Source organism: Paracoccus sp. M683 (assembly GCF_007096355.1).
Taxonomy (GTDB): Bacteria; Pseudomonadota; Alphaproteobacteria; order Rhodobacterales; family Rhodobacteraceae; genus Paracoccus.
On the sequence record NZ_VKDF01000006.1, the window covers coordinates 77,748 to 99,078 of the forward strand.

At 63.7% G+C, this 21,331-nt stretch carries 23 protein-coding genes and 1 tRNA gene; 6 read left to right on the top strand and 18 right to left on the bottom strand.

The window, feature by feature from the left end; genetic code table 11:
- Positions 1 to 3: 3 nt before the first annotated feature.
- Positions 4 to 1,128 carry a glutamate 5-kinase gene (gene proB / locus FNJ84_RS13125; protein ID WP_143793595.1) on the bottom strand — a complete coding sequence of 375 codons (1,125 nt, stop codon included), beginning with the start codon at positions 1,126 to 1,128 and terminating at the stop codon, positions 4 to 6.
- Entirely contained in the window at positions 1,116 to 2,150 is a 1,035-nt protein-coding gene (obgE, locus tag FNJ84_RS13130) for a GTPase ObgE (RefSeq protein ID WP_143793596.1), read from the bottom strand. The genes proB and obgE overlap by 13 nt, the downstream gene beginning before the upstream one ends.
- A gap of 149 nt (positions 2,151 to 2,299) precedes the next feature.
- On the opposite strand from obgE, the gene FNJ84_RS13135 reads away from it, so the two are divergent.
- Positions 2,300 to 2,638, top strand: coding sequence for a multidrug efflux SMR transporter (locus tag FNJ84_RS13135; RefSeq protein WP_185968523.1), 339 nt, complete (start codon positions 2,300 to 2,302; stop codon positions 2,636 to 2,638).
- Between the two features lie 24 nt (positions 2,639 to 2,662).
- Here FNJ84_RS13135 and FNJ84_RS13140 read toward each other — a convergent pair whose 3' ends face one another.
- From FNJ84_RS13140 to FNJ84_RS13150, 3 genes are all read right to left on the bottom strand, one after another.
- Complete coding sequence (locus FNJ84_RS13140; RefSeq protein WP_143793597.1) at positions 2,663 to 3,313, bottom strand: phage holin family protein; 651 nt, start codon at positions 3,311 to 3,313, stop codon at positions 2,663 to 2,665.
- A 79-nt stretch (positions 3,314 to 3,392) separates the two neighbouring features.
- Positions 3,393 to 3,794, bottom strand: coding sequence for a YqjD family protein (locus FNJ84_RS13145; protein ID WP_143793598.1), 402 nt, complete (start codon positions 3,792 to 3,794; stop codon positions 3,393 to 3,395).
- A 138-nt stretch (positions 3,795 to 3,932) separates the two neighbouring features.
- Positions 3,933 to 4,009: transfer RNA gene (locus tag FNJ84_RS13150), tRNA-His, on the bottom strand.
- A gap of 101 nt (positions 4,010 to 4,110) precedes the next feature.
- Here FNJ84_RS13150 and FNJ84_RS13155 point away from each other — a divergent pair.
- Positions 4,111 to 4,350: a DUF6324 family protein gene (locus tag FNJ84_RS13155; protein WP_143793599.1), complete on the top strand. Its 240-nt coding sequence runs from the start codon at positions 4,111 to 4,113 to the stop codon at positions 4,348 to 4,350.
- Positions 4,351 to 4,392: 42 nt separating this feature from the next.
- Here the strand turns inward: FNJ84_RS13155 and FNJ84_RS13160 are convergent, their stop codons facing one another.
- The 7 genes from FNJ84_RS13160 to FNJ84_RS13190 form a co-directional block, all read right to left on the bottom strand.
- A complete protein-coding gene (locus FNJ84_RS13160) occupies positions 4,393 to 4,848 on the bottom strand; it encodes an MmcB family DNA repair protein (protein ID WP_143793600.1) in 456 nt (151 codons plus the stop codon).
- Between the two features lie 393 nt (positions 4,849 to 5,241).
- Positions 5,242 to 6,141 carry a YdiY family protein gene (locus tag FNJ84_RS13165; RefSeq protein WP_143793601.1) on the bottom strand — a complete coding sequence of 300 codons (900 nt, stop codon included), beginning with the start codon at positions 6,139 to 6,141 and terminating at the stop codon, positions 5,242 to 5,244.
- Between the two features lie 542 nt (positions 6,142 to 6,683).
- Positions 6,684 to 7,157 (bottom strand): transcription antitermination factor NusB, encoded by a 474-nt coding sequence (gene nusB / locus FNJ84_RS13170; protein ID WP_143793602.1) that lies wholly within the window; start codon positions 7,155 to 7,157, stop codon positions 6,684 to 6,686.
- Positions 7,154 to 7,705 (bottom strand): 6,7-dimethyl-8-ribityllumazine synthase, encoded by a 552-nt coding sequence (locus FNJ84_RS13175; RefSeq protein ID WP_143793603.1) that lies wholly within the window; start codon positions 7,703 to 7,705, stop codon positions 7,154 to 7,156. The genes nusB and FNJ84_RS13175 overlap by 4 nt, the downstream gene beginning before the upstream one ends.
- Before the next feature lie 6 nt (positions 7,706 to 7,711).
- Positions 7,712 to 8,830: a 3,4-dihydroxy-2-butanone-4-phosphate synthase gene (gene ribB / locus FNJ84_RS13180; RefSeq protein WP_143793604.1), complete on the bottom strand. Its 1,119-nt coding sequence runs from the start codon at positions 8,828 to 8,830 to the stop codon at positions 7,712 to 7,714.
- Between the two features lie 68 nt (positions 8,831 to 8,898).
- Complete coding sequence (locus FNJ84_RS13185) at positions 8,899 to 9,465, bottom strand: hypothetical protein (RefSeq protein WP_143793605.1); 567 nt, start codon at positions 9,463 to 9,465, stop codon at positions 8,899 to 8,901.
- On the bottom strand, positions 9,465 to 10,058 hold the full coding sequence (locus tag FNJ84_RS13190; protein ID WP_143793756.1) for a riboflavin synthase: 594 nt from the start codon (positions 10,056 to 10,058) through the stop codon (positions 9,465 to 9,467). The genes FNJ84_RS13185 and FNJ84_RS13190 overlap by 1 nt, the downstream gene beginning before the upstream one ends.
- Positions 10,059 to 10,403: 345 nt before the next feature.
- Here FNJ84_RS13190 and FNJ84_RS13195 point away from each other — a divergent pair, with 345 nt between their 5' ends.
- The 3 genes from FNJ84_RS13195 (at position 10,404) to FNJ84_RS13205 (ending at position 14,846) form a co-directional block, all read left to right on the top strand.
- Positions 10,404 to 11,615, top strand: a complete 1,212-nt coding sequence (locus FNJ84_RS13195; protein WP_363323859.1) for a capsule biosynthesis protein CapA — start codon at positions 10,404 to 10,406, stop codon at positions 11,613 to 11,615.
- A 141-nt stretch (positions 11,616 to 11,756) separates the two neighbouring features.
- Complete coding sequence (locus tag FNJ84_RS13200) at positions 11,757 to 12,845, top strand: polysaccharide biosynthesis/export family protein (RefSeq protein ID WP_143793758.1); 1,089 nt, start codon at positions 11,757 to 11,759, stop codon at positions 12,843 to 12,845.
- A 6-nt stretch (positions 12,846 to 12,851) separates the two neighbouring features.
- The gene (locus tag FNJ84_RS13205) at positions 12,852 to 14,846 is read left to right on the top strand and encodes a capsular polysaccharide biosynthesis protein (protein WP_143793607.1); all 1,995 of its coding nucleotides are present in this window, start codon (positions 12,852 to 12,854) and stop codon (positions 14,844 to 14,846) included.
- Between the two features lie 58 nt (positions 14,847 to 14,904).
- On the opposite strand, the gene ribD is transcribed toward FNJ84_RS13205, so the two are convergent.
- Positions 14,905 to 15,882, bottom strand: a complete 978-nt coding sequence (ribD, locus tag FNJ84_RS13210) for a bifunctional diaminohydroxyphosphoribosylaminopyrimidine deaminase/5-amino-6-(5-phosphoribosylamino)uracil reductase RibD (protein WP_143793760.1) — start codon at positions 15,880 to 15,882, stop codon at positions 14,905 to 14,907.
- Between the two features lie 23 nt (positions 15,883 to 15,905).
- Positions 15,906 to 16,370 (bottom strand): transcriptional regulator NrdR, encoded by a 465-nt coding sequence (gene nrdR / locus FNJ84_RS13215; protein WP_143793608.1) that lies wholly within the window; start codon positions 16,368 to 16,370, stop codon positions 15,906 to 15,908.
- A gap of 184 nt (positions 16,371 to 16,554) precedes the next feature.
- On the opposite strand from nrdR, the gene FNJ84_RS13220 reads away from it, so the two are divergent.
- Positions 16,555 to 16,758 carry a dodecin family protein gene (locus tag FNJ84_RS13220; RefSeq protein WP_143793609.1) on the top strand — a complete coding sequence of 68 codons (204 nt, stop codon included), beginning with the start codon at positions 16,555 to 16,557 and terminating at the stop codon, positions 16,756 to 16,758.
- Between the two features lie 6 nt (positions 16,759 to 16,764).
- Here FNJ84_RS13220 and FNJ84_RS13225 read toward each other — a convergent pair whose 3' ends face one another.
- The 4 genes from FNJ84_RS13225 to rpoD form a co-directional block, all read right to left on the bottom strand.
- On the bottom strand, positions 16,765 to 17,187 hold the full coding sequence (locus tag FNJ84_RS13225) for a secondary thiamine-phosphate synthase enzyme YjbQ (protein WP_143793610.1): 423 nt from the start codon (positions 17,185 to 17,187) through the stop codon (positions 16,765 to 16,767).
- A complete protein-coding gene (gene rmuC, locus FNJ84_RS13230) occupies positions 17,184 to 18,716 on the bottom strand; it encodes a DNA recombination protein RmuC (protein WP_255471202.1) in 1,533 nt (510 codons plus the stop codon). Before rmuC ends, FNJ84_RS13225 begins: the two co-directional genes overlap by 4 nt.
- Before the next feature lie 110 nt (positions 18,717 to 18,826).
- Positions 18,827 to 19,267: a BLUF domain-containing protein gene (locus FNJ84_RS13235; RefSeq protein ID WP_185968524.1), complete on the bottom strand. Its 441-nt coding sequence runs from the start codon at positions 19,265 to 19,267 to the stop codon at positions 18,827 to 18,829.
- On the bottom strand, positions 19,257 to 21,233 hold the full coding sequence (gene rpoD, locus FNJ84_RS13240) for an RNA polymerase sigma factor RpoD (protein ID WP_143793613.1): 1,977 nt from the start codon (positions 21,231 to 21,233) through the stop codon (positions 19,257 to 19,259). Before rpoD ends, FNJ84_RS13235 begins: the two co-directional genes overlap by 11 nt.
- Between the last annotated feature and the right edge of the window lie 98 nt (positions 21,234 to 21,331).

Here is a 21,331-nt window from a genome sequence, read left to right on the forward strand (position 1 = left end):
ACGTCAGATCGCCAGATCGTCGCGATGGATCAGCGCGGCGCGGCCGATATAGCCCAGGATACGCTCGATTTCGGCGCTTTGATGGCCGGCGATGCGGCGGGATTCCTCGGCGGTATAGCGGATCAGGCCGTGCGCCAATGTCTCACCCGCAGGGCCGGTGACGGCGACCGGATCGCCGCGCCCGAAATCGCCGGAAATCTGTGTGACACCGGCGGGCAGCAGCGATTTGCCGTTCTGAAGCGCCCTGACCGCGCCCGCGTCTATCATAACCGTGCCGCGCGGCTTCATCCCCGCAATCCAGCGCTTGCGCGCGACCTGCGGGTCGCCCTCGGGCAGGAACCAGCTTGCGCGGGCACCATTGGCCACCGCCGATAGCGGTCGGATGACCGAGCCCTCAGCAATCGCCATCGCACAGCCACCCGCAACAGCGGTGCGCGCGGCCATCAGCTTGGTCTTCATCCCGCCCTTGGAAAGACCCGAGACCGGATCGCCGCCCATCGCCTCGATTTCAGGCGTCAGCCGCTCGATCACCGGCAGATGCACGGCGGCGGGGTCGGTTTTGGGATTGGCGGTGTAAAGCCCGTCCACATCGGACAGCAGCAGCAGCTGATCCGCCCCCGCCGTCACCGCGATCTGCGCGGCCAGCCGGTCATTGTCGCCGAAACGAATCTCATCCGTGGCCACAGTGTCGTTTTCATTGACGATGGGCACGACGCCCAAGCCCAGCAGCGTCTGCATCGTCGCCCGACTGTTCAGATAGCGGCGGCGGTCGGCGCTGTCCTCCAGCGTCAGCAGCACCTGTGCGGTGGTCACGCCATGCGGCGCCAAGGCCTCTTCATAGGCTCGCGCCAGCCGGATCTGCCCCACGGCAGCGGCCGCCTGCGCCTGTTCCAGAGGCAAGGCGCCTGCGGGCAGGCCCAGCACCCGCCGCCCAAGCGCAATGGAGCCGGACGAGACCAGCACCACATCGCTGCCACGCGCACGCCAATCGGCCACGTCATCGCAAAGGCCGCGCAGCCAGTCGCCGCGCAACCCCTCGGGTCCGACCAGCAGTGCCGAGCCGATCTTGACGACCAGCCGTCGCGCCTTGGCCAGCGAGGGGGCCGGCGACGACGCTAGGGCTGCCATTTGCTGTCCGCCTGCACCGGAGCCTCGGCCGCACGATGCCGCAGGATCTGATCCCACAGCGCCCGCAACACCTCGGTCACGCCCTGTTTCGCATGGCCCGACAGCAACAGCACCTTGCCGCCAAGCGCCGCTTCCAGCGCCGCCTGCTTTTCTGCGATTTCCGCGTCATCCAGCGCATCGACCTTGTTCAGCGCCGTCACGCGCGGCTTTTTCGCCAGCAGTGGCGAATATTTCTCAAGCTCGGTCAGCACGGTCTGGGCATCGCCCACCACATCTTCCGAGGTGCCGTCGATCAGGTGCAACAGCACCGCGCAGCGTTCAATATGGCCGAGGAAACGGTCGCCGATGCCGCGGCCTTCGCTGGCGCCCTCGATCAGGCCGGGAATATCGGCCATGACAAATTCGCGCCCGTCGATGCCGACGACGCCAAGGTTCGGATGCAGCGTTGTAAAGGGATAATCCGCGATCTTGGGCCGCGCGTTCGATGTCGCCGCAAGGAAAGTCGACTTGCCGGCATTCGGCAGCCCGATCAGGCCCGCATCGGCGATCAGCTTCAACCGCAGCCAGATGGTGCGCTCGACGCCCTCTTGCCCCGGATTGGCATTGCGGGGCGAACGGTTGGTCGAGGTCTTGAAATGCAGGTTGCCCCAGCCCCCATTGCCGCCCTTGGCCAGCAGCACACGCTGGCCCGGCTCGGTCAGGTCGGCGATGACGGTTTCCTCGTCCTCTTCCAGGATCTCGGTGCCGACGGGCACGCGCAGCGTTACGGTCTCGCCCGATTTGCCGGTCATCTGGCTGCCCATGCCGTGCTGGCCCGACTTGGCGAAGAAATGCTGCTGATAGCGAAAGTCGATCAGCGTGTTCAGCCCCTCGACCGCCTCGGCCCAGACATCGCCGCCACGCCCGCCATCGCCGCCATCAGGGCCGCCATATTCGATGAACTTCTCGCGCCGGAACGAGACGCAGCCCGCGCCCCCTCCGCCCGAACGGATATAGACCTTGGCCAGATCAAGAAATTTCACGGGGTCGGTCCTTCATGGATGTTTGGCGCAAGCCAGTGGGATAATCCTTCGGCACCGCGCATTCAAGGCCAGGGCTGCAATCACGACCTCGTGAGCGTGACAGGCTTTTCGCAGATCACTAGATCAGCGATGAGACAAGAGGTAGCACCATGAACATTCTGACCTATGCCACGCTTTTCACCGCCATCACGCTAGAGGTGATCGGCACCTCGTTCCTGCAACGCAGCGAGCAGTTCACCCGGCTGGGTCCGACGCTGATCATGGCACTCAGCTATGCGGCGTCCTTCTATTTCCTGTCGCTGGTGCTGCGCACCATGCCCCTTGGCATCGCCTATGCCATCTGGAGCGGGCTGGGCATCGTGCTGGTCTCGCTGATCGGGCTGGTCCTGTTCGGCCAAAAGCTGGATCTGGCGGCAGTGATCGGTCTGGGCCTGATCGTGGCCGGCGTCGTTGTGGTCAACCTGTTTTCAAACAGTGTCACCCATTGAACGGCGGCGTGCCCGGACCGGCATTCAGGCGTAATAATCGTCATCGAAGTCATCGACCTGCGATCGCCGCCTTTCTCGCAACTGCGAGGCCAGCGTGACCCCGATGGCAAAGGCGCCGATCAGCTTGGCCATACTGCCGGCATTGGTGTTCGCGGCCGCGCCGGCCTTGCGGGTATAGTCTTTCGCGCTTTCCTTCGCGGCCGCGATATTCTCGGGCGACAATCCGGCCATCCGCGCCGTATCGCGGATCGCATCGCCGGTTTCGCCGACCACGCGGCTGGCCTGATCGCCCGCCCGGCCCAGCAGCGCATTGGCCCGGTCCGCCGCCCCGTCGACCACCCGCATCACCTCGCTGCGCGCACGGTCTGCGGCGGCATCGGCGGCCAGCGTCAGCCGCGCCTCGACCTCGCGTTTCAGATCCTCGGTGGTGGGGGCGGGATGCGCGACCCTGCCGCCGGCCAGCAGCAGGACGACACCGATCGCCAGAAAGCCCCCGCCGATCGCCAGCGACGCATTCACCGCGCCCCAGCCAAGCCCCGTGGCAAGAAAGCTCCACAAGGCGGCCAGCAGGAAGCCAAGGCCGATCAGCACGACGACGCCCGCGCCGATCTTCAGCGCCGACCGGCGTGCCAGATCCTGAAGCGCCAGTTGCATATTGCGCGCATAGTCGAACATTCGGAAAGCTCTCCGGTATCAGTGGCCCGGTCTGTATGACCGAGGCGCGGGAACAAGCGGCTGGTCGGCTGTCGCGGACCTAGCGGCGGGCCAGAATCAGGCCGACCAGAAAACCAACCCCCACAGCGATGCCAAGAGCCTGCGCCGGCTTGCGCCGGACATAATCCGACACCTCGTCATAGTATTCCTCGGCATGTCCGGCCACTTCGCCGGCGCGGCGGCGGCCCTCTTCGTAAAGTCGTTCCGCCTCGTGGCGGGCGCGGTCGGCATATTCCCGGCCGGTTTCACGCGCCGCATCGGCCAGTTCGGCACCGCGTTCCTTGACCCGTTCGACCGATTCGGAATGGGCCATGTCATCCAGGGTCTGTCGCGCCTGATCGGCGACCTTGCGGGCCCCCTCGCGCAGTTCTGCCGCGGTTTCAGAGGCGGCCGCTTTCACGTCGCGCTTGGCGTCCTCGGCGGAATAGTTGCGATCTGCCATGTCACAGTTCCTTTCTGTGGCTGCTTGTCCTGTTCTGTCGGAAAACAATCGGCCGATGCCCATTGTTCCATGGAACCGGACATAATTTTCCGCAATCGCGGTTTCCGGCGCAATGGGCGTAACTGGGCTGGGAAAGGATGGTACCGCCTCCCCGGCTCGAACGGGGGACCTCTAGATCCACAATCTAGCGCTCTAACCAACTGAGCTAAGGCGGCACAGAGCCGGTCTCTAAACCCCGCCCGCCTCCGATGCAAGCCCGACTTGCCCGAAATCTTGTCCCGCGCTATGGAAGGCACCTGAAAAAAGGACGACCGCCATGGGCATCAACAGCGAAAGCAACATCGCCGCCAATTTGCAGATCGGACCGACCGATCAGGGCATGGTCCGCATCTATATCGAGGCCGATGGCATCGACCTGCCGCTGGATTTCGATCCCGACGAGGCGACCGAAATCGCCGAGGAACTGCTGGCCGCCGCCGAAGCGGTTCGCGGCATGGGCCGGCCCCGCCCCGGTGCCGGCGGCAAGCCCGGCAAGGGCAAGCCGCAGCGGCGCTGATCCGGCGCGGGTCCACCACCGGGGCCGCCATTGCATCTGGCCTTAAACGGCCCCGTCGCCCAGACCGACCGGATCGGCCAACCCATGCAACCGCATCGCTGCCGCCCGGCCGAAATCACGGATCAGGCGGCTGCGACGCGCGGCCGGCAACCGGGTTTCCGGTGCCATGCGCTGTATCTCGGCCCCGTAAGGATCGGCCAGGATCAGTCCGGTATCCTCTGGCAGCAATTCGGCCGGAAAATCACGATCGACAGCCCAGAAATAGCGGTCGCACCAATCAAGATATCCCTGCCATTTGCGGTCACCGGCAAAATCGGCGCGGCAGCTTTTGCATTCGACGATCCAGATCTCGCCCTTTGGGCCAAGGCTGATCAGGTCCACCCGCAAACCGCGAGTTGGCACGAATTCCGGGATCACGGCATGATCCAGACTGCGCAGCATCCGCGCCACGCCGCGCGCCAGACGTTGACCGGCCATCAAGGGAAGCGTCTCATCCATCGCTCGAACATGAACGAAACGAAAACACCGGACAAGCCCGTTCTTCTTCATTCAAATATCCATTGCCCGCTTGAAACGCAGGCGACGCCCGCCTATTTTTCCAGCCGGCGGGCTTCTGCTCTTCGCGCGTGCGGCCTTTTTTCCACTGGCCTATAAATTTTCCGAGGGAGCTGGCTCTGTCCTGGCCCTGGCCTGGTTACCCGGCGCCCACCTGATTGTTCAGGCTTTCGGGAAATCTGACGCTGCCGCGGTTGCTGCGGTTCCCGCCACATGACAACGCCGCCCCGGTTCGCGCCGCGGGCGGCGTTTTCCTGCGCGCGGCCCGGCAATGCAGAAAGGCGGACCCAATGGCCCGCCTTTCGCAGAGAGACTTGTGATCCGAGGGATCGAGGATCAGAAGCCGTAGACCAGCGAGACACCCAGCGTATTGTCGGTGCGGATGTCGCGATCCGACTGATACTCGGTGGTATAGCTCACCTTGGTGGCCAGCTGCTCGGACATCCGGAAGTTCACACCGAACTGGTTGGTGGCGACGTCATTGGCGTCCGAGGTCAGATAGTCGGTGTCATTGGTGATGAACACCATGTCGTTGAAGCGGTGATACAGCCGCGACGACACGATATAGCCGGTATCCGTATCCGATTCATCGTCGATATATTGCTGCCCGGTCTGGGTATAGCGCACACCGATACCTGCCTGCACACGCCATGCGGTGTTATCGGTATTGATGATGCGATAGCCCGGACCAAAGCCCAGGAAGCCGTCGCGACGCAGATCGGTCAGCTCCTCGGCAACGTCATCGCCGGCATAGTCGGCAACGCCGTCAACCAGACCATCAACGCTGAACCGGCCCAGGGCGAAGGCATAGAAGCGGTCATTGAAGTAATATTGCGCATCATAGATGGCGCTGACCTCTTCCTTGTCCTTGTCGCCGCTGTCGTTTTCACCGAACTCGATGGCAAGGCCGACCGATTGCGCGAACGGGCCCTGATTATAGGACACACGGCCTGCGATCCCCAGATCCTGCGCCTCGGAATTGCCGGTCGAGCCGCTATAGCTCAGCGCCATCGAGCCAAACAGACCCTGGCGGCGATCTGCCGGGCCAAAGCGGTCGGCATCGCGGCTGCGGTCGAAATCGTCGATCACCGCATCCTCGATATCGGTGATGGTGTCATCGACCGCACCCACGCCGGTCGCGTTGGCACCGGCGGCAAGTTCGGTCTGCGCGAAGGCGGGGACCGACAGGGCCGCGACGATGGCGGTGGCGCTGGTCAGAAGAACAAGCTTTTTCATCTTTCACTCCACAATATCCATTGGGTTGATCGTGGCGCTGTCACTGCGGCGCCAGAGCATCACTGCGAGACTTGACCTAGGCGCTTGGGATGGTCCGGTTAAGAGGCGAGAAATTCGCCATTCACTCTCAAAAAATTGATCAAACACCGAAACTTCCGGGATAAGCGTGTTTAAGCTCAACTTAAGGATGCAATAAAACTTGATGGAACCGGGCCTATGTTGACTTACCCAAGCGAAGTCAGTCGGCTAGTCGCCCTTCTGCCGTCGCCCCCAGCAAATCCGACTGAAACAGTTTCGTGAGCGTCGGGGCATTGCGAAAATTTTAGGCAATGTCGCAACGATCGCGCCGAGGCGTTCTGTTGCAGGATCGACACTACTGCTGGCCGCTGTTTCACGGCCACAATCGCAAAAGGCCTTCACCGACTGTCGAAAACGGCCATGAAACAGCCCGGCCCACGCTTTTCACAGTGAGTCGGGCCGAAATCTCGGGCAGGTTTTCGAATATAATCGGCCGGTCTGGGGCGACAGCCGGGGCCGTGCGATCAGTTGAAGGCTTCGGGGCGCAGCGAATGGGCCATGTGATCCAGCACGGCATTGACGAATTTCGGCTCGCGACCATCGGGGAAAAAGGCCTGCGCCAGCCGCACATATTCGGTGATGACAACCCGAGGCGGGGTGGACGGCGTCACCAGTTCGGCGCCGGCGGCGCGAAACAGCGCGCGCAGCACCGGGTCGATCCGCTCGATTGGCCATTTCGCGACCAGCGCCCGATCGGTCGACTGGTCGATCTTCGACTGCCAGGTGACCGCGTCATCGGTGATCCGGGTGAACAGGTTCTCGTCGGCCTCGGGGCTGATCTCGCCCTCGTGCTCGACACCGATGCGATAGTCCTGAAATTCGCGCTGAACGCGGTCGGCGGATTGGCCGGACGCCTCCATCTGGAACAGCGCCTGAACGGCATAAAGGCGCGCGGCCGTGCTGCGGGCGCGCTTGTCCTCGGCTCGTGGATTGCTCATGCCCGGCCCGACCCTTCCATTTCGCCGGCAAGGCGGATCACGTCATGATCCCGCCGCGCGGCGTCGGGGCTGCGCCCGCTGGCCCATTTGCGGGTCAGGGCAATCAGGTGAAGGGCAGCCGCTGCCGCCCCGCCGCCCTTGTTCTGGCCATTGGGATCGGCGCGCACCTCGGCCTGTTCCATGTTCTCGACGGTCAGGATGCCGTTGCCGATGCACAGCCCGTTCAGCCCCAGCAGGGTCAGCCCACGCGAGCTGTCATTACAGACCGTGTCGTAATGCGTCGTCTCACCGCGCACCACGCAGCCCAGAGCGACGAAGCCGTCGTAATTGGCCAGCCGCCCGGCAATCCCGATGGCCGACGGAATTTCCAGCGCCCCCGGAACCTCGATCAGGTCGACGGTGGCACCCGCGGCCTCGGCCGTTGCGCGCGCACCTGCGATCAGCCCCTCGGCAATCGCCTTGTAATAGGGTGCGACCACGATCAGCAACCGCACGGGCGCATCGAATTGCGGTAGGTCTAGCTGATGATGTTCGGTGTTCGAGGCCATTTCAGTTCAATCCTTGGGAATCGGTCGGGTGGAATGGATCGAAAGACCATAGGCGTCAAGTCCCACGACCTTTACCGGCGCCGAATTGGTCAGCAGGATCAGTTCCGACAGCCCAAGCGCCGACAGGATCTGCGCCCCAAGCCCGTATTGGCGCAGCGTATGGGGCGAGGCATCGCCGGGCTGAACCACCACATTGGTCAGGTCGCGGATCAGGACGACGACGCCCCTGCCCTCTTTCCCGATTTCTTCCATGGCGGTGCCGATGGTGCCGGCACTCTCGCGGCCGATGCCCAGCACGTCATGCAGCGGGTCCAGCGCATGCATGCGCACCAGTATCGGCCCCGGCGCCGTCAGATCGCCCTTGGTCAACACGATATGTTCCGCGCCCTGGGTTTCATCGGCGAAGATACGCATCATCCATTCGCCACCATGAACCGAACAGACGGCGCGTTGCGCGCGTTCCGCGATCAGGTTGTCATGGCGGCGGCGATAGGCGATCAGATCGCTGATCGTGCCGATCTTCAGCCCGTGCTTCTGGGCAAAGCCGACCAGATCGGGCAGCCGGGCCATGGTGCCGTCCTCGTTCATGATTTCGCAGATCACCCCCGAGGGGTTCAGCCCGGCCAGCCGGGAAATATCCACCGCAGCCTCGGTATGGCCGGCCCGCACCAGCACGCCGCCTTCACGGGCGCGCAGCGGGAAAACATGACCCGGCGTGGCGATGTCGGACGCGCCCTTGGTCGGGTCGATCGCCACTGACACGGTGCGGGCACGGTCATGCGCCGAAATCCCCGTCGTCACACCCTCGCGCGCCTCGATCGACATGGTGAAGGCGGTTTCGTGGCGGCTGGAATTCTTGGGGCTCATCAGGGTCAGCCCAAGCGCGTCGATCCGCTCGCGCGGCAGCGCCAGGCAGATCAGCCCGCGCCCATGGGTGGCCATGAAATTGATCGCATTGGGCGTGGCCATCTGAGCGGGGATCACCAGATCGCCCTCGTTTTCGCGATCCTCGTGATCGACAAGGATGAACATCCGGCCGTTCCGGGCGTCCTCGATAATGTCCTCGATGCTGGAAATGGCGTCTGACCAGTCGGCCTCGACCGGTCCGGGTTGTTCGTATTGCATGCCTCGCCCCTTCGCTGCTGTGCAGCCTCTATCCCATGCCGCATCAAAGAGCCAGAGCGGCCGCCGCGTCAAACCCTTGGGCTGAAATAGTCATGCCCGGTGACAAAGCCGGCCAGCCCGCCCGCGGCCATCAATTCACGCTCGTGATCCGTCTCGCCGATCATCAGCACGGCATCGCCCGGCAGGCCCTGCGCCCGCAGCCAGCCCTTCATGTCATCGCGCATCCCGGCCCAGTTGCTGCCAAAAACCGGCAGGCTGCGGGCGGAGACAGCCGCGATTCGCCGCCCCAGTTTCTCGGCGTCCAGCCCCGGCGCGCAGCCCAGATGCCGCGCCGCCGCCACTTTGGCCATCCGGTCGGCCCGATCACCGGCAATGGCCTGTCCGTCCCGAAAGACCCCGACACCGTTCGAAGAAAACAGAAACGCGACCAGATCGCGCCCGGTGGTTGCCCGGACCCCGGCATAGGTCTTGTAATCCAGCCCCAAGGCCCTTGCCCGCGCCACCCGCAACCGCACCACCTCGACCGGCAGGCGGGGGCCCAGCAGTTCGGCCCTTGCCCGGCGCCAGCACTGCGCCCGCCACGTCGCCCCCTCGATCACGGGGCCACGATTATGGCCAATGCCAGCCGGCCCCATCAGCCGGCCTCGGCCAGGCGGGCGACATAACGGGCGAGGGTGTCGATCTCAAGATTGACCGGATCGCCTGTCTTGGCATCCCCCCATGTCGTCACCTCCTGGGTGTGGGGGATGATATTGACGCCGAAACGGTTGCCCTCGACCTCGTTCACGGTCAGCGATGTGCCATTCAGCGCAACCGACCCTTTCGAGGCGATGAACCGCGCCAGTTCCGGCGGCGCGGAAAAGCTGAAGCGAACGGAATCGCCCTCGTCATGGGTTTCTTCGATGACGGCGACGCCATCGACATGCCCGCTGACGATGTGGCCGCCCAATTCGTCGCCCACGCGCAACGCCCGTTCCAGGTTCAGGCGGCGACCCACCGACCAGCCATTCGCGCCGATATTCGTCTTGCCGATGGTTTCGGCCGAAATGTCGACATCGAACCAGTCCTCGCCCTTGGCGATAACCGTCAGACAGACCCCCTCGCAGGCGATAGAGGCACCGATATCGACCCCCGCCATGTCATAGGAACAGGCGATCCGCGCACGCATGTCGCCGCGCTGCTCGACCTGGCGAACCGTGCCTATATCCGTGACAATTCCCGTGAACATGCTGCCTCTCCGCCCGTCAGATCCGTTGCCCATCAAGTAGGGTGTGGCGTGCCTTGCTGCAAGCGCGGCATTTTCGGCACGATACCTGTCATTTTAGACAGTTCGGCAAATTGCCGTCTGGATTTTTTTGCGGATACATGCAAATTTCACAGCGTAACCCGGATCGGCGAATTTGCCCGCCTGCACTCCGAAACTTGTGTTGTATTCCTTTGACTCTGTAGGCAAATGTACCAGAAGCACTATGACCTTGTGCACTCGCTTCGGCGGCGTGACCCCGACCAGCAAAGAGTATTCCTGCTGCTTCAGGGTCCTCACGGGCCTTTCTTCAACAGGCTTGGCAAACAGTTGCGTGCAGCTGGCGCTTGTGTCTGGCGGGTCGGCTTCAATGCCGGCGACGAATTTTTCTGGTCGGACAAGGCGCGTTTCATCCGGCATGCCGGCCCGGTCGAGGACTGGCCGGCACATCTGGAACGTATCATTGCCGAACGGCACGTGACCGACATCGTGCTTTATGGCGATGTCCGACCCGTCCATGCGGCGGCGCGACGGGCTGCCTGGCGGCACGGGCTGACCCTGCATGTGTTCGAGGAAGGTTACCTTCGCCCCTATTGGCTGACCTATGAACGCGGCGGCTCGAACGGGCATTCCCCGCTGATGCGCATCTCGATCCCCGAGATGCGCGGGGCGCTGAAGGATGTCGATGACGAGATGCTGCGCCCACCTGCAAGCTGGGGCGACATGCGGCAGCACAAGTTCTATGGCGCGCTGTATCACTTCATGGTGCTGATGGCGAACCGCCGTTTTCCCGGCTATCGCAGCCATCGCTCGATCGGTGTGATGCAGGAATTCCGGCTGCAACTGCGCCGGCTGTTGCTAAGCCCGGTGCATGCGGTCCAGCGCTGGTGGGCCGAACGCCAGATTCGGCGCGGCGGCTTTCCTTACGCGTTGGTGCTGATGCAGCTGGAACATGATTCCAGCTTCCAGGCCCATTCGCCCTTCGAGCGGATGCACGAATTTACCGATCTGTGTCTGGACGAATTTGCCCGCCACGCACCCAAGCATCATCACATCGTCTTCAAGGCACATCCGTTGGAGGATGGCCGCGCCGGAAACCGCCGCAACATCACTGAAAAGGCGGCCGAGCTGGGGATATCCGAGCGGGTGCATTATGTTCGCGGCGGCAAGCTGGCCATGCTGCTGGCCCAGGCACGTTCGGCGATCACGGTCAACTCGACCGCGGCGCAACAGGCATTGTGGCGCGGCCTGCCGGTCAAGGCCCTCGGCACGGCCGTTTTCGGCAAGCCCGAACTGGTTTCGGATCAGGACATGGCCGACTTCCTGAAGAACCCGCAGGCCCCCAATCCGCGCGATTACCGCAATTACCGGTCCTATCTGCTGCATACCAGCCAGGTTCCCGGCGGCTTCTATGCCGCGCGGTCGCGCGCCCATGCGCTGCGCCACGTCGTCGATCTGATGCTGGCGGATCGGGACCCCTATCAGGCGTTGGCCGACGGATGTGCGGCACATCGACAACAACTTGCCGATCAACCCGCGTAACCCCTTAAATTGATGGCATTGGCTGGCCACACGGGCTAGTCTGCGTCAGAGCCCCCGTAAAAGAGGGGTGTGAACCGGATACAGGAGTATTTCGAGGTGACAGTCCCGAGAATTGGCCGCGTCAAGGCGCTGCGGTTGGCCATGCTGGCCGCGGTTTGCGCATTGGCGGCTTGCGGCCTTCCCCGCTCTGGCCCGAACAAGAACGAGATTTACGCCGGCGCGGTCGAGCGCGGTGGCGATGCGCATGTCATCTATGTCAACAATCACGTCACCAGAACGGCGAATTTCGCGCCCTCCTATGGCTTTTCCTCGGCCTTTCGCGGTGCAAGTGCCGTCGGTGCGGATGAAATCCGCTCGGGCGACGTCCTGGGGATCGCAGTCTGGGAAAACGTCGATGACGGGCTGCTGACCTCGCTCGGCGCCAGTTCGACCCAGTTGCAGCAAATCCAGGTCGACAGCCAGGGCAACATCTTCGTGCCCTATGCCGGCACTGTCCGCGCTGCCGGCTCGTCACCCGACCAATTGCGCCAGACGATCACGGAACGGCTGTCCTCGCAGACCCCGGATCCGCAGGTCACCGTGACCAGGGTGGCCGGCGATGGTGCCACCGTCTCGGTCATCGGCAAGGTCATGGCGCAGGGCGTCTATCCGATCGAGCGGCCGACCCGCACATTGTCGGCCATGCTGGCACGTGCTGGTGGCGTTTCGATCGAACCGGAAATCGCCGTCGTGACCGTCAAGCGCGGATCCGAGTCCGGCAAGGTCAGCATGCCGGAACTGTGGTCGGTTCCGGCCAATGACATTGCGCTACGGCCCGGTGATATCATCCTGGTCGAGGAAGATCAGCGCAGCTTTACGGCGCTTGGCGCACTGGGCGGGCAGACCCGCGTGCCCCTGGGCAACGAAACCATCAACGCGGTCGAGGCGATTGCGATGGTCGGCGGCCTAAACTCCAGCCTGGCCGATCCGACCGGCGTGTTCATCCTGCGCGACGAGCCGGAATCGGTCGCATCGCAGGTTCTGGGCCAGGCGATCTATGGCACGCAGCGCATGGCCTATGTGCTGGATCTGACACGTCCGAACGGGCTGTTCCTGGCGCGCGACTTCCTGATCCGCGACGGGGATACGGTCTATGTGACCGAGGCGCCTTATGTCCAATGGCAAAAGACCTTGTCGGCCATCACCGGCGGCGCCACGACGGCAGACAGCCTGTCCAGCATCGGCAATTAACGCGCCATGCCGCAAACCGGCACAGATGCCGCCGGGCCACCTGCCCGGCGGCTTTTCGTTTATAATGGCGGCTTCTGGCTGCGGCCAAGGCTGCGACGAATCCTGTCGCTGGCCGGTTGGAACGTCACCACCGGCCTGCCCGGCCCTGGTGACAAGGTCGGTATCTGGGGCGCGTCGCCAACAGCCTGGCGCGGCCGCCACATCGCCGCGCGGCGCCACGCCGGGATTGTCACCGTCGAGGATGCCTTTCTGCGCTCGGTCCTACCTGGCCGCACCCCCGGCCCCATCGGGCGGCGCGGTCCGATCGGGCTGCTGGTCGATCCGATCGGGCTGCATTTCGATCCGTCTCGCCCCTCATTGATCACCACGCTTGTCGCTGATGCCGGGACATATCGTGATGCCGCAACCGAAGCGCTGGTCCGGCTGCGCGCAGCCAACCTTTCGAAATATAACGGCCACCTGCCAAAGACTGCCCTGCCAGCACCGGGATATGTTCTGGTCATTGACCAGACCCGCGGTGATGCCTCGCTGATGGGCGCGGATCGCGGAAGTTTTCTGCACATGCTGACTGTCGCACGGGATGAAAACCCTGGCCGCCGGATCGTTATTCGCAGCCATCCCGAAACCGCTGCCGGCTTGCGGCCCGGCCATTTCACCCATGATGACCTGCGCGCCGGCGACATGCTTTGCGATGCGCCCGTATCGCCATGGGCGCTGGTCGAAAATGCCGATGCCGTCTATGCCGTCAGCAGCCAGTTGGGATACGAGGCGCTGCTGGCCGGCCATCATCCACGCCTGTTCGGCAGCCCCTTCTACGCGGGCTGGGGGCTTAGCGATGATGAAACAGCGGCCCCACGCGGCAAGGCCGAGATCAGCGATCTGTTCGCCGCCAGTCACCTGTTGGCGCCGGTCTGGTATGACCCCTGCCGTGATCGGCTGACCGATTTCAGCGGTGCGCTGGACCAGATCGAGGCGGAAGCCCGCGCCTGGCGTCAGGATCATGCCGGACATCTGGCCTATGGGATCAGGCTGTGGAAACGCGCTGGCATGGCCCGAACATTCGGCAACGGAAAAGGCGTCCGCTTTACCCGAAAACCATCGGCAAGCGTCACGCTTTGCTGGGCAAATCGGGGGGGCGACGTGCCACAGGCCATCCGCGTCGAGGACGGGTTCCTGCGCTCGCGTGGGTTGGGCGCGGAACTGACCCCGGCGCTGTCGCTGGTCGCCGATGACCTTGGAATCTATTACGACCCGACCCACGAAAGCCGGCTGGAACGGCTGATCGACCATGGCCCACCACCCGCAGGCGAAGCGCGCGCTGCCGCCCTGATCGGGCATATCCGCCAGGCCCGGCTTTCGAAATATAACCTGAGCGGCGAAACCGAGCGCCTGCCGAAGGGCAAGGCCCGGATCATCCTGGTGCCGGGCCAGGTCGAGGATGACGCCTCGATCCGCCTCGGCGCCGGGGCAGAGCGCAGCAACCTGGCCCTGCTCGAACGGGTCCGCGCCGAAAACCCCGCCGCCTGCATCGTCTACAAGCCCCATCCCGATGTCGAGGCCGGCTTGCGCCCCGGCACCATCACCGATGCCGATCTGGAACGGCTTGCCAACCACATAGCCCGCCGCGCCGACCCGATCGCCCTGCTCGAACAAAGTGACGAGGTCTGGACCATGACCTCAACCCTCGGTTTCGAGGCGCTGATCCGCAACATCCCCGTCACCACGCTCGGCGCGCCCTTCTATGCGGGCTGGGGCCTGACCCGTGATCTGGGTCCGGTGCCAGCACGCCGGACGGCCCGGCCCAGCCTTGCGGCGCTGGCCCATGCGGTGCTGATCGCCTATCCCCGCTATACTGATCCGGTCACTGGCCTGCCCTGCCCGCCCGAAACAGCTTTGCACCGCCTTTCGGACCCAGAGACACCACGCGGAGGCCCCAGCCTGCGCCTTCTGGCCAAGTTTCAGGGCGCCTTTGCCGGGCACAGCTGGCTCTGGCGCAGATAGGCCTGCTTTGGTCCATAAATATCCTGGGGGAGTCCCGCAGGGACGGGGGCAAAGCCCCCTAAGCCCGATGCCAGCGATGAAACAGGTCATCGCCAATCTGCCGCGTTTCGATCAACCGGAAACGTGGCGCATCGCGCAGCGCCGCCAGACCCATCTGCGCGACCGCCGGCCGGGCATCGGCCCCCAGGATCAGTCCGGCCGTATAACCGATCAACTCATCAACCAGATCCGCCCGCAACAGTGCCGCAGCAAGCACGCCGCCCCCTTCGCAGAACACCCGCGTCAAACCGCGCTGGCCCAGGTCGGCCATCATGACGGCCGGATCGCCCGAGACCTGCCATAGTGGTCCAAAGCCAACACCCTCGGCCGGCAGGTCGGGCAGCGCAGCGGATGACACGATCACCCGCACCGGCTGGCGCACCTCGCCAAAACCACGCACGTTCAAACCCGGTCGATCTTGGCGGGCGGTCGCGCCCCCCACCATCACCGCGTCATGGGTCAGCCGCTGCGCATGCACATGCGCCCGCGCCCCGGCCCCGGTGATCCATTGGCTTTCGCCCCCGGCTGTCGCGATCCGGCCGTCGAAACTCTCGGCCAGCTTCAAGGTCAGCATCGGGCGCCCGCGCTGGATCCTGGACAGAAATCCGATCTGCAAGGCCCGTGCCTCGGCCTCGCGCAGGCCCTCGACCACCTCGACCCCGGCCGCGCGCAGAATGGCATGGCCGCGCCCGGCCACGCGCGGATCAGGATCTGTCATGGCGCTGACAACGCGCGCAACACCCGAAGCCACCAATGCCTCGGCGCAGGGCGGCGTGCGTCCATGATGGGCGCAGGGTTCCAGCGTGACATAGGCTGTGGCCCCGCGCGCGGTTTCCCCGGCCTGATCCAGCGCCATCCGCTCGGCATGGGGGCGCCCACCGGGCTGGGTCCAGCCCCGGCCGACGACGCGGCCATCGCGGATCAGCACACAGCCCACAGCCGGATTGGGCCAGACATTCCCCAGACCCCGCCGCGCCAGATGCAGCGCATGGGCCATATGCCGATCGTCGCCTGTGGCGCTCACTCTTCGGTGGCGCCGGGGCGCAGTTCGGACACGAATTTGTCGAAATCGTCGGCGTCCTGGAAGTTCTTGTAGACACTGGCGAAACGCACATAGGCGACATTGTCGATGCGCGACAGCGTCTCCATCACGATGGCGCCGATATCCTTCGAGGGGATGTCGGTCTCGCCCGTGCTTTCCAGCCGCCGCACGATGCCACTGATCATCTGTTCGATCCGTTCGGGATCCACGGGACGCTTCTGCATGGCGATGCGGATGGACCGCGCCATCTTGTCGCGGTCGAAATCCTCGCGTTTGCCGTTGGTCTTGACCACGACCAAATCGCGCAGTTGCACACGTTCATAGGTGGTAAAGCGCCCACCGCAGGCCGGGCACAACCGACGTCGCCGGATTGCGACATTATCCTCGGCGGGGCGGGAATCCTTGACCTGCGTGTCACTATTTCCGCAAAACGGGCAGCGCATCCTGATATGTCCCCTCCGGTGCCGATCCACCGGGACTATAGGCCGGCACGCAGGGCTTGGGTAGTGTTATCCACAGGGCACAAGATGCAGAAATCGACCTGTGGCCTGAATGTCTCGTCATCCGGTGTGAAACCCCAAAGCCCCCGCCGCGTTGGGCTTTCCCAAACAATCGGAGGATCACAGGATGACCATCGCCCGTGTCACAGAAATTTCTGCCACCTCGGACAAAGGCTTCGAGGATGCGATCCGACAAGGCTTGGCCCGCGCAAATGACACCCTGCGCAATGTCAAAAGTGCATGGGTCAAGGAACAGACAGTCGATTGTGATGGCGGCAGGATCAGCAGCTATCGCGTCAATATGATGGTGACCTTCGTTCTGGACGACTAGGGGCGCTCAGGACCGCTGAAACAGCGCCGCCACCTGTCGGCTGTGCGGCGCTGTTCGGTGCTCGACAAGATAGATACCCTGCCACATGCCCAACATCATGCGCCCACCCGCGACCGGTATCTGAAGGCTGACCGGCAGCACCGCCGCTTTCAGATGGGCAGGCATGTCATCTGGCCCCTCCAGCACATGCGTCAACCAGGACATCGAGGGGTGGTCACCCGGCGGGGCGATCCGGTTCAGCCAGTTCAGCAGATCGACCTGCACATCGGGATCGGCATTTTCCTGGATCAGCAGGCTGGCCGACGTGTGGCGGACCATCAGCGTCACCAGACCGTCCCCCGCGCCGATGTCACGCAGCCAGTCGGCGACCTGTCGGGTGAAATCGTGGAAGGCGGGGCCGTGGGTCCGGATGGTGAAGATGGAGTTCATTCAGCGGCGTCGCGTGATCTGTCCGCCGCGTCATCCGGGGCGGGCAGCGTCTCGGCACTGTCGCCTCCATCGTGATCCAGACCGATCCGCTTTTGCGTTCGCGCACCCAGCTCGCGCAGCATTTCCACCTGACGGATGACGTTACCCTGCCCTCGTGACAGCCGGTCCATCGCCTGACCATGGGCACGGGATGCGGCATCCAGCGACTTGCCCACCGATTCCATGCTGTCGACAAAGCCCGCAACCTTGTCATAGATCGCCCCCGCACGGCGGGCGATTTCCAGCGCATTGGTTTCGCGCCGTTCGACCATCCAGATATGTTCGACGGTGCGCAGCGTCAGCATCAGCGTCGTCGGTGTTGCCAGCCCGACGCGGCGGTCCAGCGCGAAACTGGCCAGATCAGGGTCGACCCGCAGCGCCTCGGAAAAGGCGCCCTCGATGGGTATGAACATCAGCACGTAATCGACGGATGCATCGTCCATCGCCTCATAGCCCTTGTCGGACAGGGTGGTCACATGGGCACGGATGGCGGCGACATGACGTTTCAGCGCGGCTTCGCGATCGGCAGGTTCCGGGGCGTTCACCGATTGCTCATAGGCATTCAGCGACACCTTGCTGTCGATCACCAGAACCTTGCCGCGCGGCATCCGCACGACCACATCGGGCCGCCACAGCGTGCCGCCTTCGTCGCGGAAGCTGGATTGCAGATCGTAATGCGTGCCCTCTTGCAATCCGCTTTCCTCAAGGATGCGTTGCAGGATCATCTCGCCCCAGGCACCCTGACGCTGCTTTTCGCCCTTCAGCGCACGGGTCAGCTCCACCGCCTCGCGGCTGATCTCCTCGGACCGGCGATGCAGCCCCTCGATCTGTTCGCGCAGGCGCGCGCCCTCTTCGTCCAGAACCTTGTTGCGGGCCTGCAATTCGGTCTGAAAGCGATGAACCTGATCGCGAAAGGGCGTCAGCAGCGCATTCAGCTGCTCGCCCTGAACCTTTTGCATGTCGGCACCCTGAACACGCAAGGTTTCCTGCGCCATCAGCTTGAAATTTCGTGACATTTCTTCGCGCAATTCGCGCAGCGTCGCGATTTCGCGGGCGGCGGTCTCGCGATCCTTTTCGGCAGCCAGCCGCAATTTCCCCAGATCGGATTCCAGCCGGCTTGCCTGCTGGCGCGCCTGATGCAGCGCGTCGGTCAGCCCATCGCGTTCCTCGGTCAATTCCGCCAGCCTGCCATCGCGCGCTTCCAGCCGAACGTCCAGCTGACCGGCCCGCAGCGCATGATCGCGCCCCGCCTGCGTCTCGGCCGCCAGCTGCGGTTCAAGCACGGCGATCCGTTGCGCCCGCCGTTCAAGTTCGCCCTCATGCTGGCGATTCTGATCGCGCAGCCAGCCCGCATCCGCCTGTGCCGATGCCAGCCGCCGCCGCGACACCCAATACAAGACCAGCACCACGGCCAGCAGCACCATCGCCAGGGCCAGCGCGTTCTGCATGGCGGAAAGATCCCCCGTCCACGCCTGAAGGCGCGCTGTCAAGCTTTGTGGCATTGCCTCACCTGCTCGTTCCATCGGCACAATGTTTCCCTTTTGTACCGCGTTCTGCCGGCGCAGGCCAGTGCCGGACAGCAGCGCAGTTGCGTCGGCTTTTAACGGCTGATCGCGACCAGGAAAGCAGAGACCGTGCCGGCATAGGCGCCCCGGTCGATGGTCGACACCTCGTTCGAGGCCACCCAATCCATCAGCGAACCAGAATCGCGATTCGTCACGCGCATCTGCCAGTCAGCGAAATGGCGACGCTTCAGCGGACCATAGGACAGATCGGCGATGTCGGAATGGCGCGGATCGCTGCGGATCAGCCGGATGACCGCGTCAAGCGGGGCGCGCGGGCCTTCCAGCCATTGAAAGAACAGCCCATCTTCGAAATGCAGGCAACCGGTCAGACCGCTCTGGTCATTGCGAATGCGTGCCTGGGCGATGATGCTGTCGATGTCGTCCTGACCCAGCCCCTCGCGCGCATTGCTGCGGTAAAGGAAATGGGTCAGGTCGCCATCATCGGCCCCATGGACCGCCAGCGGATCACTGATCAAGGAATGACCGAAGTTTGCGGCTGCGCGAGGGATGCTTCAGCTTGCGCAGGGCCTTCGCCTCGATCTGCCGGATACGTTCGCGGGTGACGCTGAACTGCTGGCCGACCTCTTCCAGTGTGTGATCGGTGTTCATGCCGATGCCGAAACGCATCCGCAGAACCCGTTCCTCGCGGGGCGTCAGGCTGGCCAGAACGCGGGTCGTGGTTTCCTTCAGGTTTTCCTGAATCGCGGAATCCAGCGGCAGGACCGCGTTCTTGTCCTCGATGAAATCGCCAAGCTGGCTGTCTTCCTCGTCCCCGATGGGGGTTTCAAGGCTGATCGGTTCCTTGGCAATCTTCATCACCTTGCGAACCTTTTCCAGCGGCATTTGCAGCTTTTCGGCCAGTTCCTCCGGCGTCGGCTCGCGGCCGATTTCATGCAGCATCTGGCGGCCGGTGCGCACCAGCTTGTTGATCGTCTCGATCATATGGACCGGAATACGGATCGTGCGCGCCTGATCGGCAATGCTTCGGGTGATCGCCTGACGGATCCACCAGGTCGCATAGGTGCTGAACTTATAGCCCCGGCGATACTCGAACTTGTCGACGGCCTTCATCAGGCCGATATTGCCTTCCTGAATAAGATCAAGGAATTGCAGGCCCCTGTTCGTGTATTTCTTGGCGATCGAAATCACCAGGCGCAAGTTCGCCTCGACCATTTCCTTCTTGGCCTGACGTGCCTCTTTCTCGCCGCGCTGAACCTGGTTCACGATGCGGCGGAATTCCTCGATATCGACGCCGACATGTTGGCCGACCATGGCCATGTCGGAACGCAGCGTCTCGACCTGATCGCGCGAGCGTTCGAACAGCGCCTGCCAGCCGCGACCGGCGTTTTCCGCCATACGGTCCACCCAGGTCGGGTCCAGTTCGGCGCCGCGATAGGCGTCGATGAATTCGCGGCGGTTGATGCGGGCGGCATCGGCCAGACGGACCATGCCGCTGTCGATGGTGACGATCCGGCGGTTGATGCCGTAAAGCTGATCGACCAGCGCCTCGATCCGGTTGTTATGCAGGTGCAGTTCGTTCACCAGCGCCACGATCTCGCCGCGCAGCTTCTGATAGGCGGTTTCGTCCTTGACCGAAAAACTGTCATCCTCGTTCAGCGTCGAGGACATGCGCTGATCCTGCATATCGGCCAGCATTTCATAGTCGCGGGCGATGATGTTCAGGGTTTCCAGAACCTTGGGCTTCAGCGCGGCTTCCATCGCGGCCAGCGACAGGTTGGCGCCGTCATCCTCGTCATCATCTTCAGACTGCATCGGGCGGCCGTCGGCATCGACCTCTTGCGTGTCCTCGGACTGGCTGGCGGCGGGCTGTGCTTCCAGCTCGACTTCCTCGCCCTCGTCCTCGTCGCCCATGGACTGACCGAAGGTCGTTTCCAGGTCGATCACGTCGCGCAGCAGAATGTCCTCGTCCAGAAGTTCCTGGCGCCACATGGTGATGGCCTTGAAGGTCAGCGGGCTTTCGCAAAGACCCGCGATCATGGTGTTGCGCCCGGCCTCGATGCGCTTGGCGATGGCGATCTCGCCCTCGCGCGACAGCAGTTCCACACTGCCCATCTCGCGCAGATACATGCGCACCGGATCATCGGTGCGATCCAGCTTTTCGGCCTGCGCCGTGGCCACGGCAACCTCGCGACCGGTGGTGCTGGTCGTCGTCAGGTCGCCGCCCTGATTATCGGCCTCCTCGGCCTCGTCCTCATCCTCGATCACGTTGATGCCCATCTCGGACAGCATCGACATGACATCCTCGATCTGTTCCGAGCTGACCTGCTCGGGCGGCAGGACCGTGTTCAGCTGATCATAGGTGATGAAGCCGCGTTCTCGCGCCTCGGCGATCATTTTCTTGACCGCTGCCTGACTCATGTCCAGCGAATGCGCGTTGTCGTCCTTGTCGTTCTTCTGGTCGTCGTCGTCCTTGGCGGCCATCCAGGGCTCCTTCTCGAGGCGCGGTGATTCGTGCTCGGGCGAATCAGTTCGGTCAAAGGTTACATATAAGGCCCGCGCCCCCCGAATCAAAGGGCACA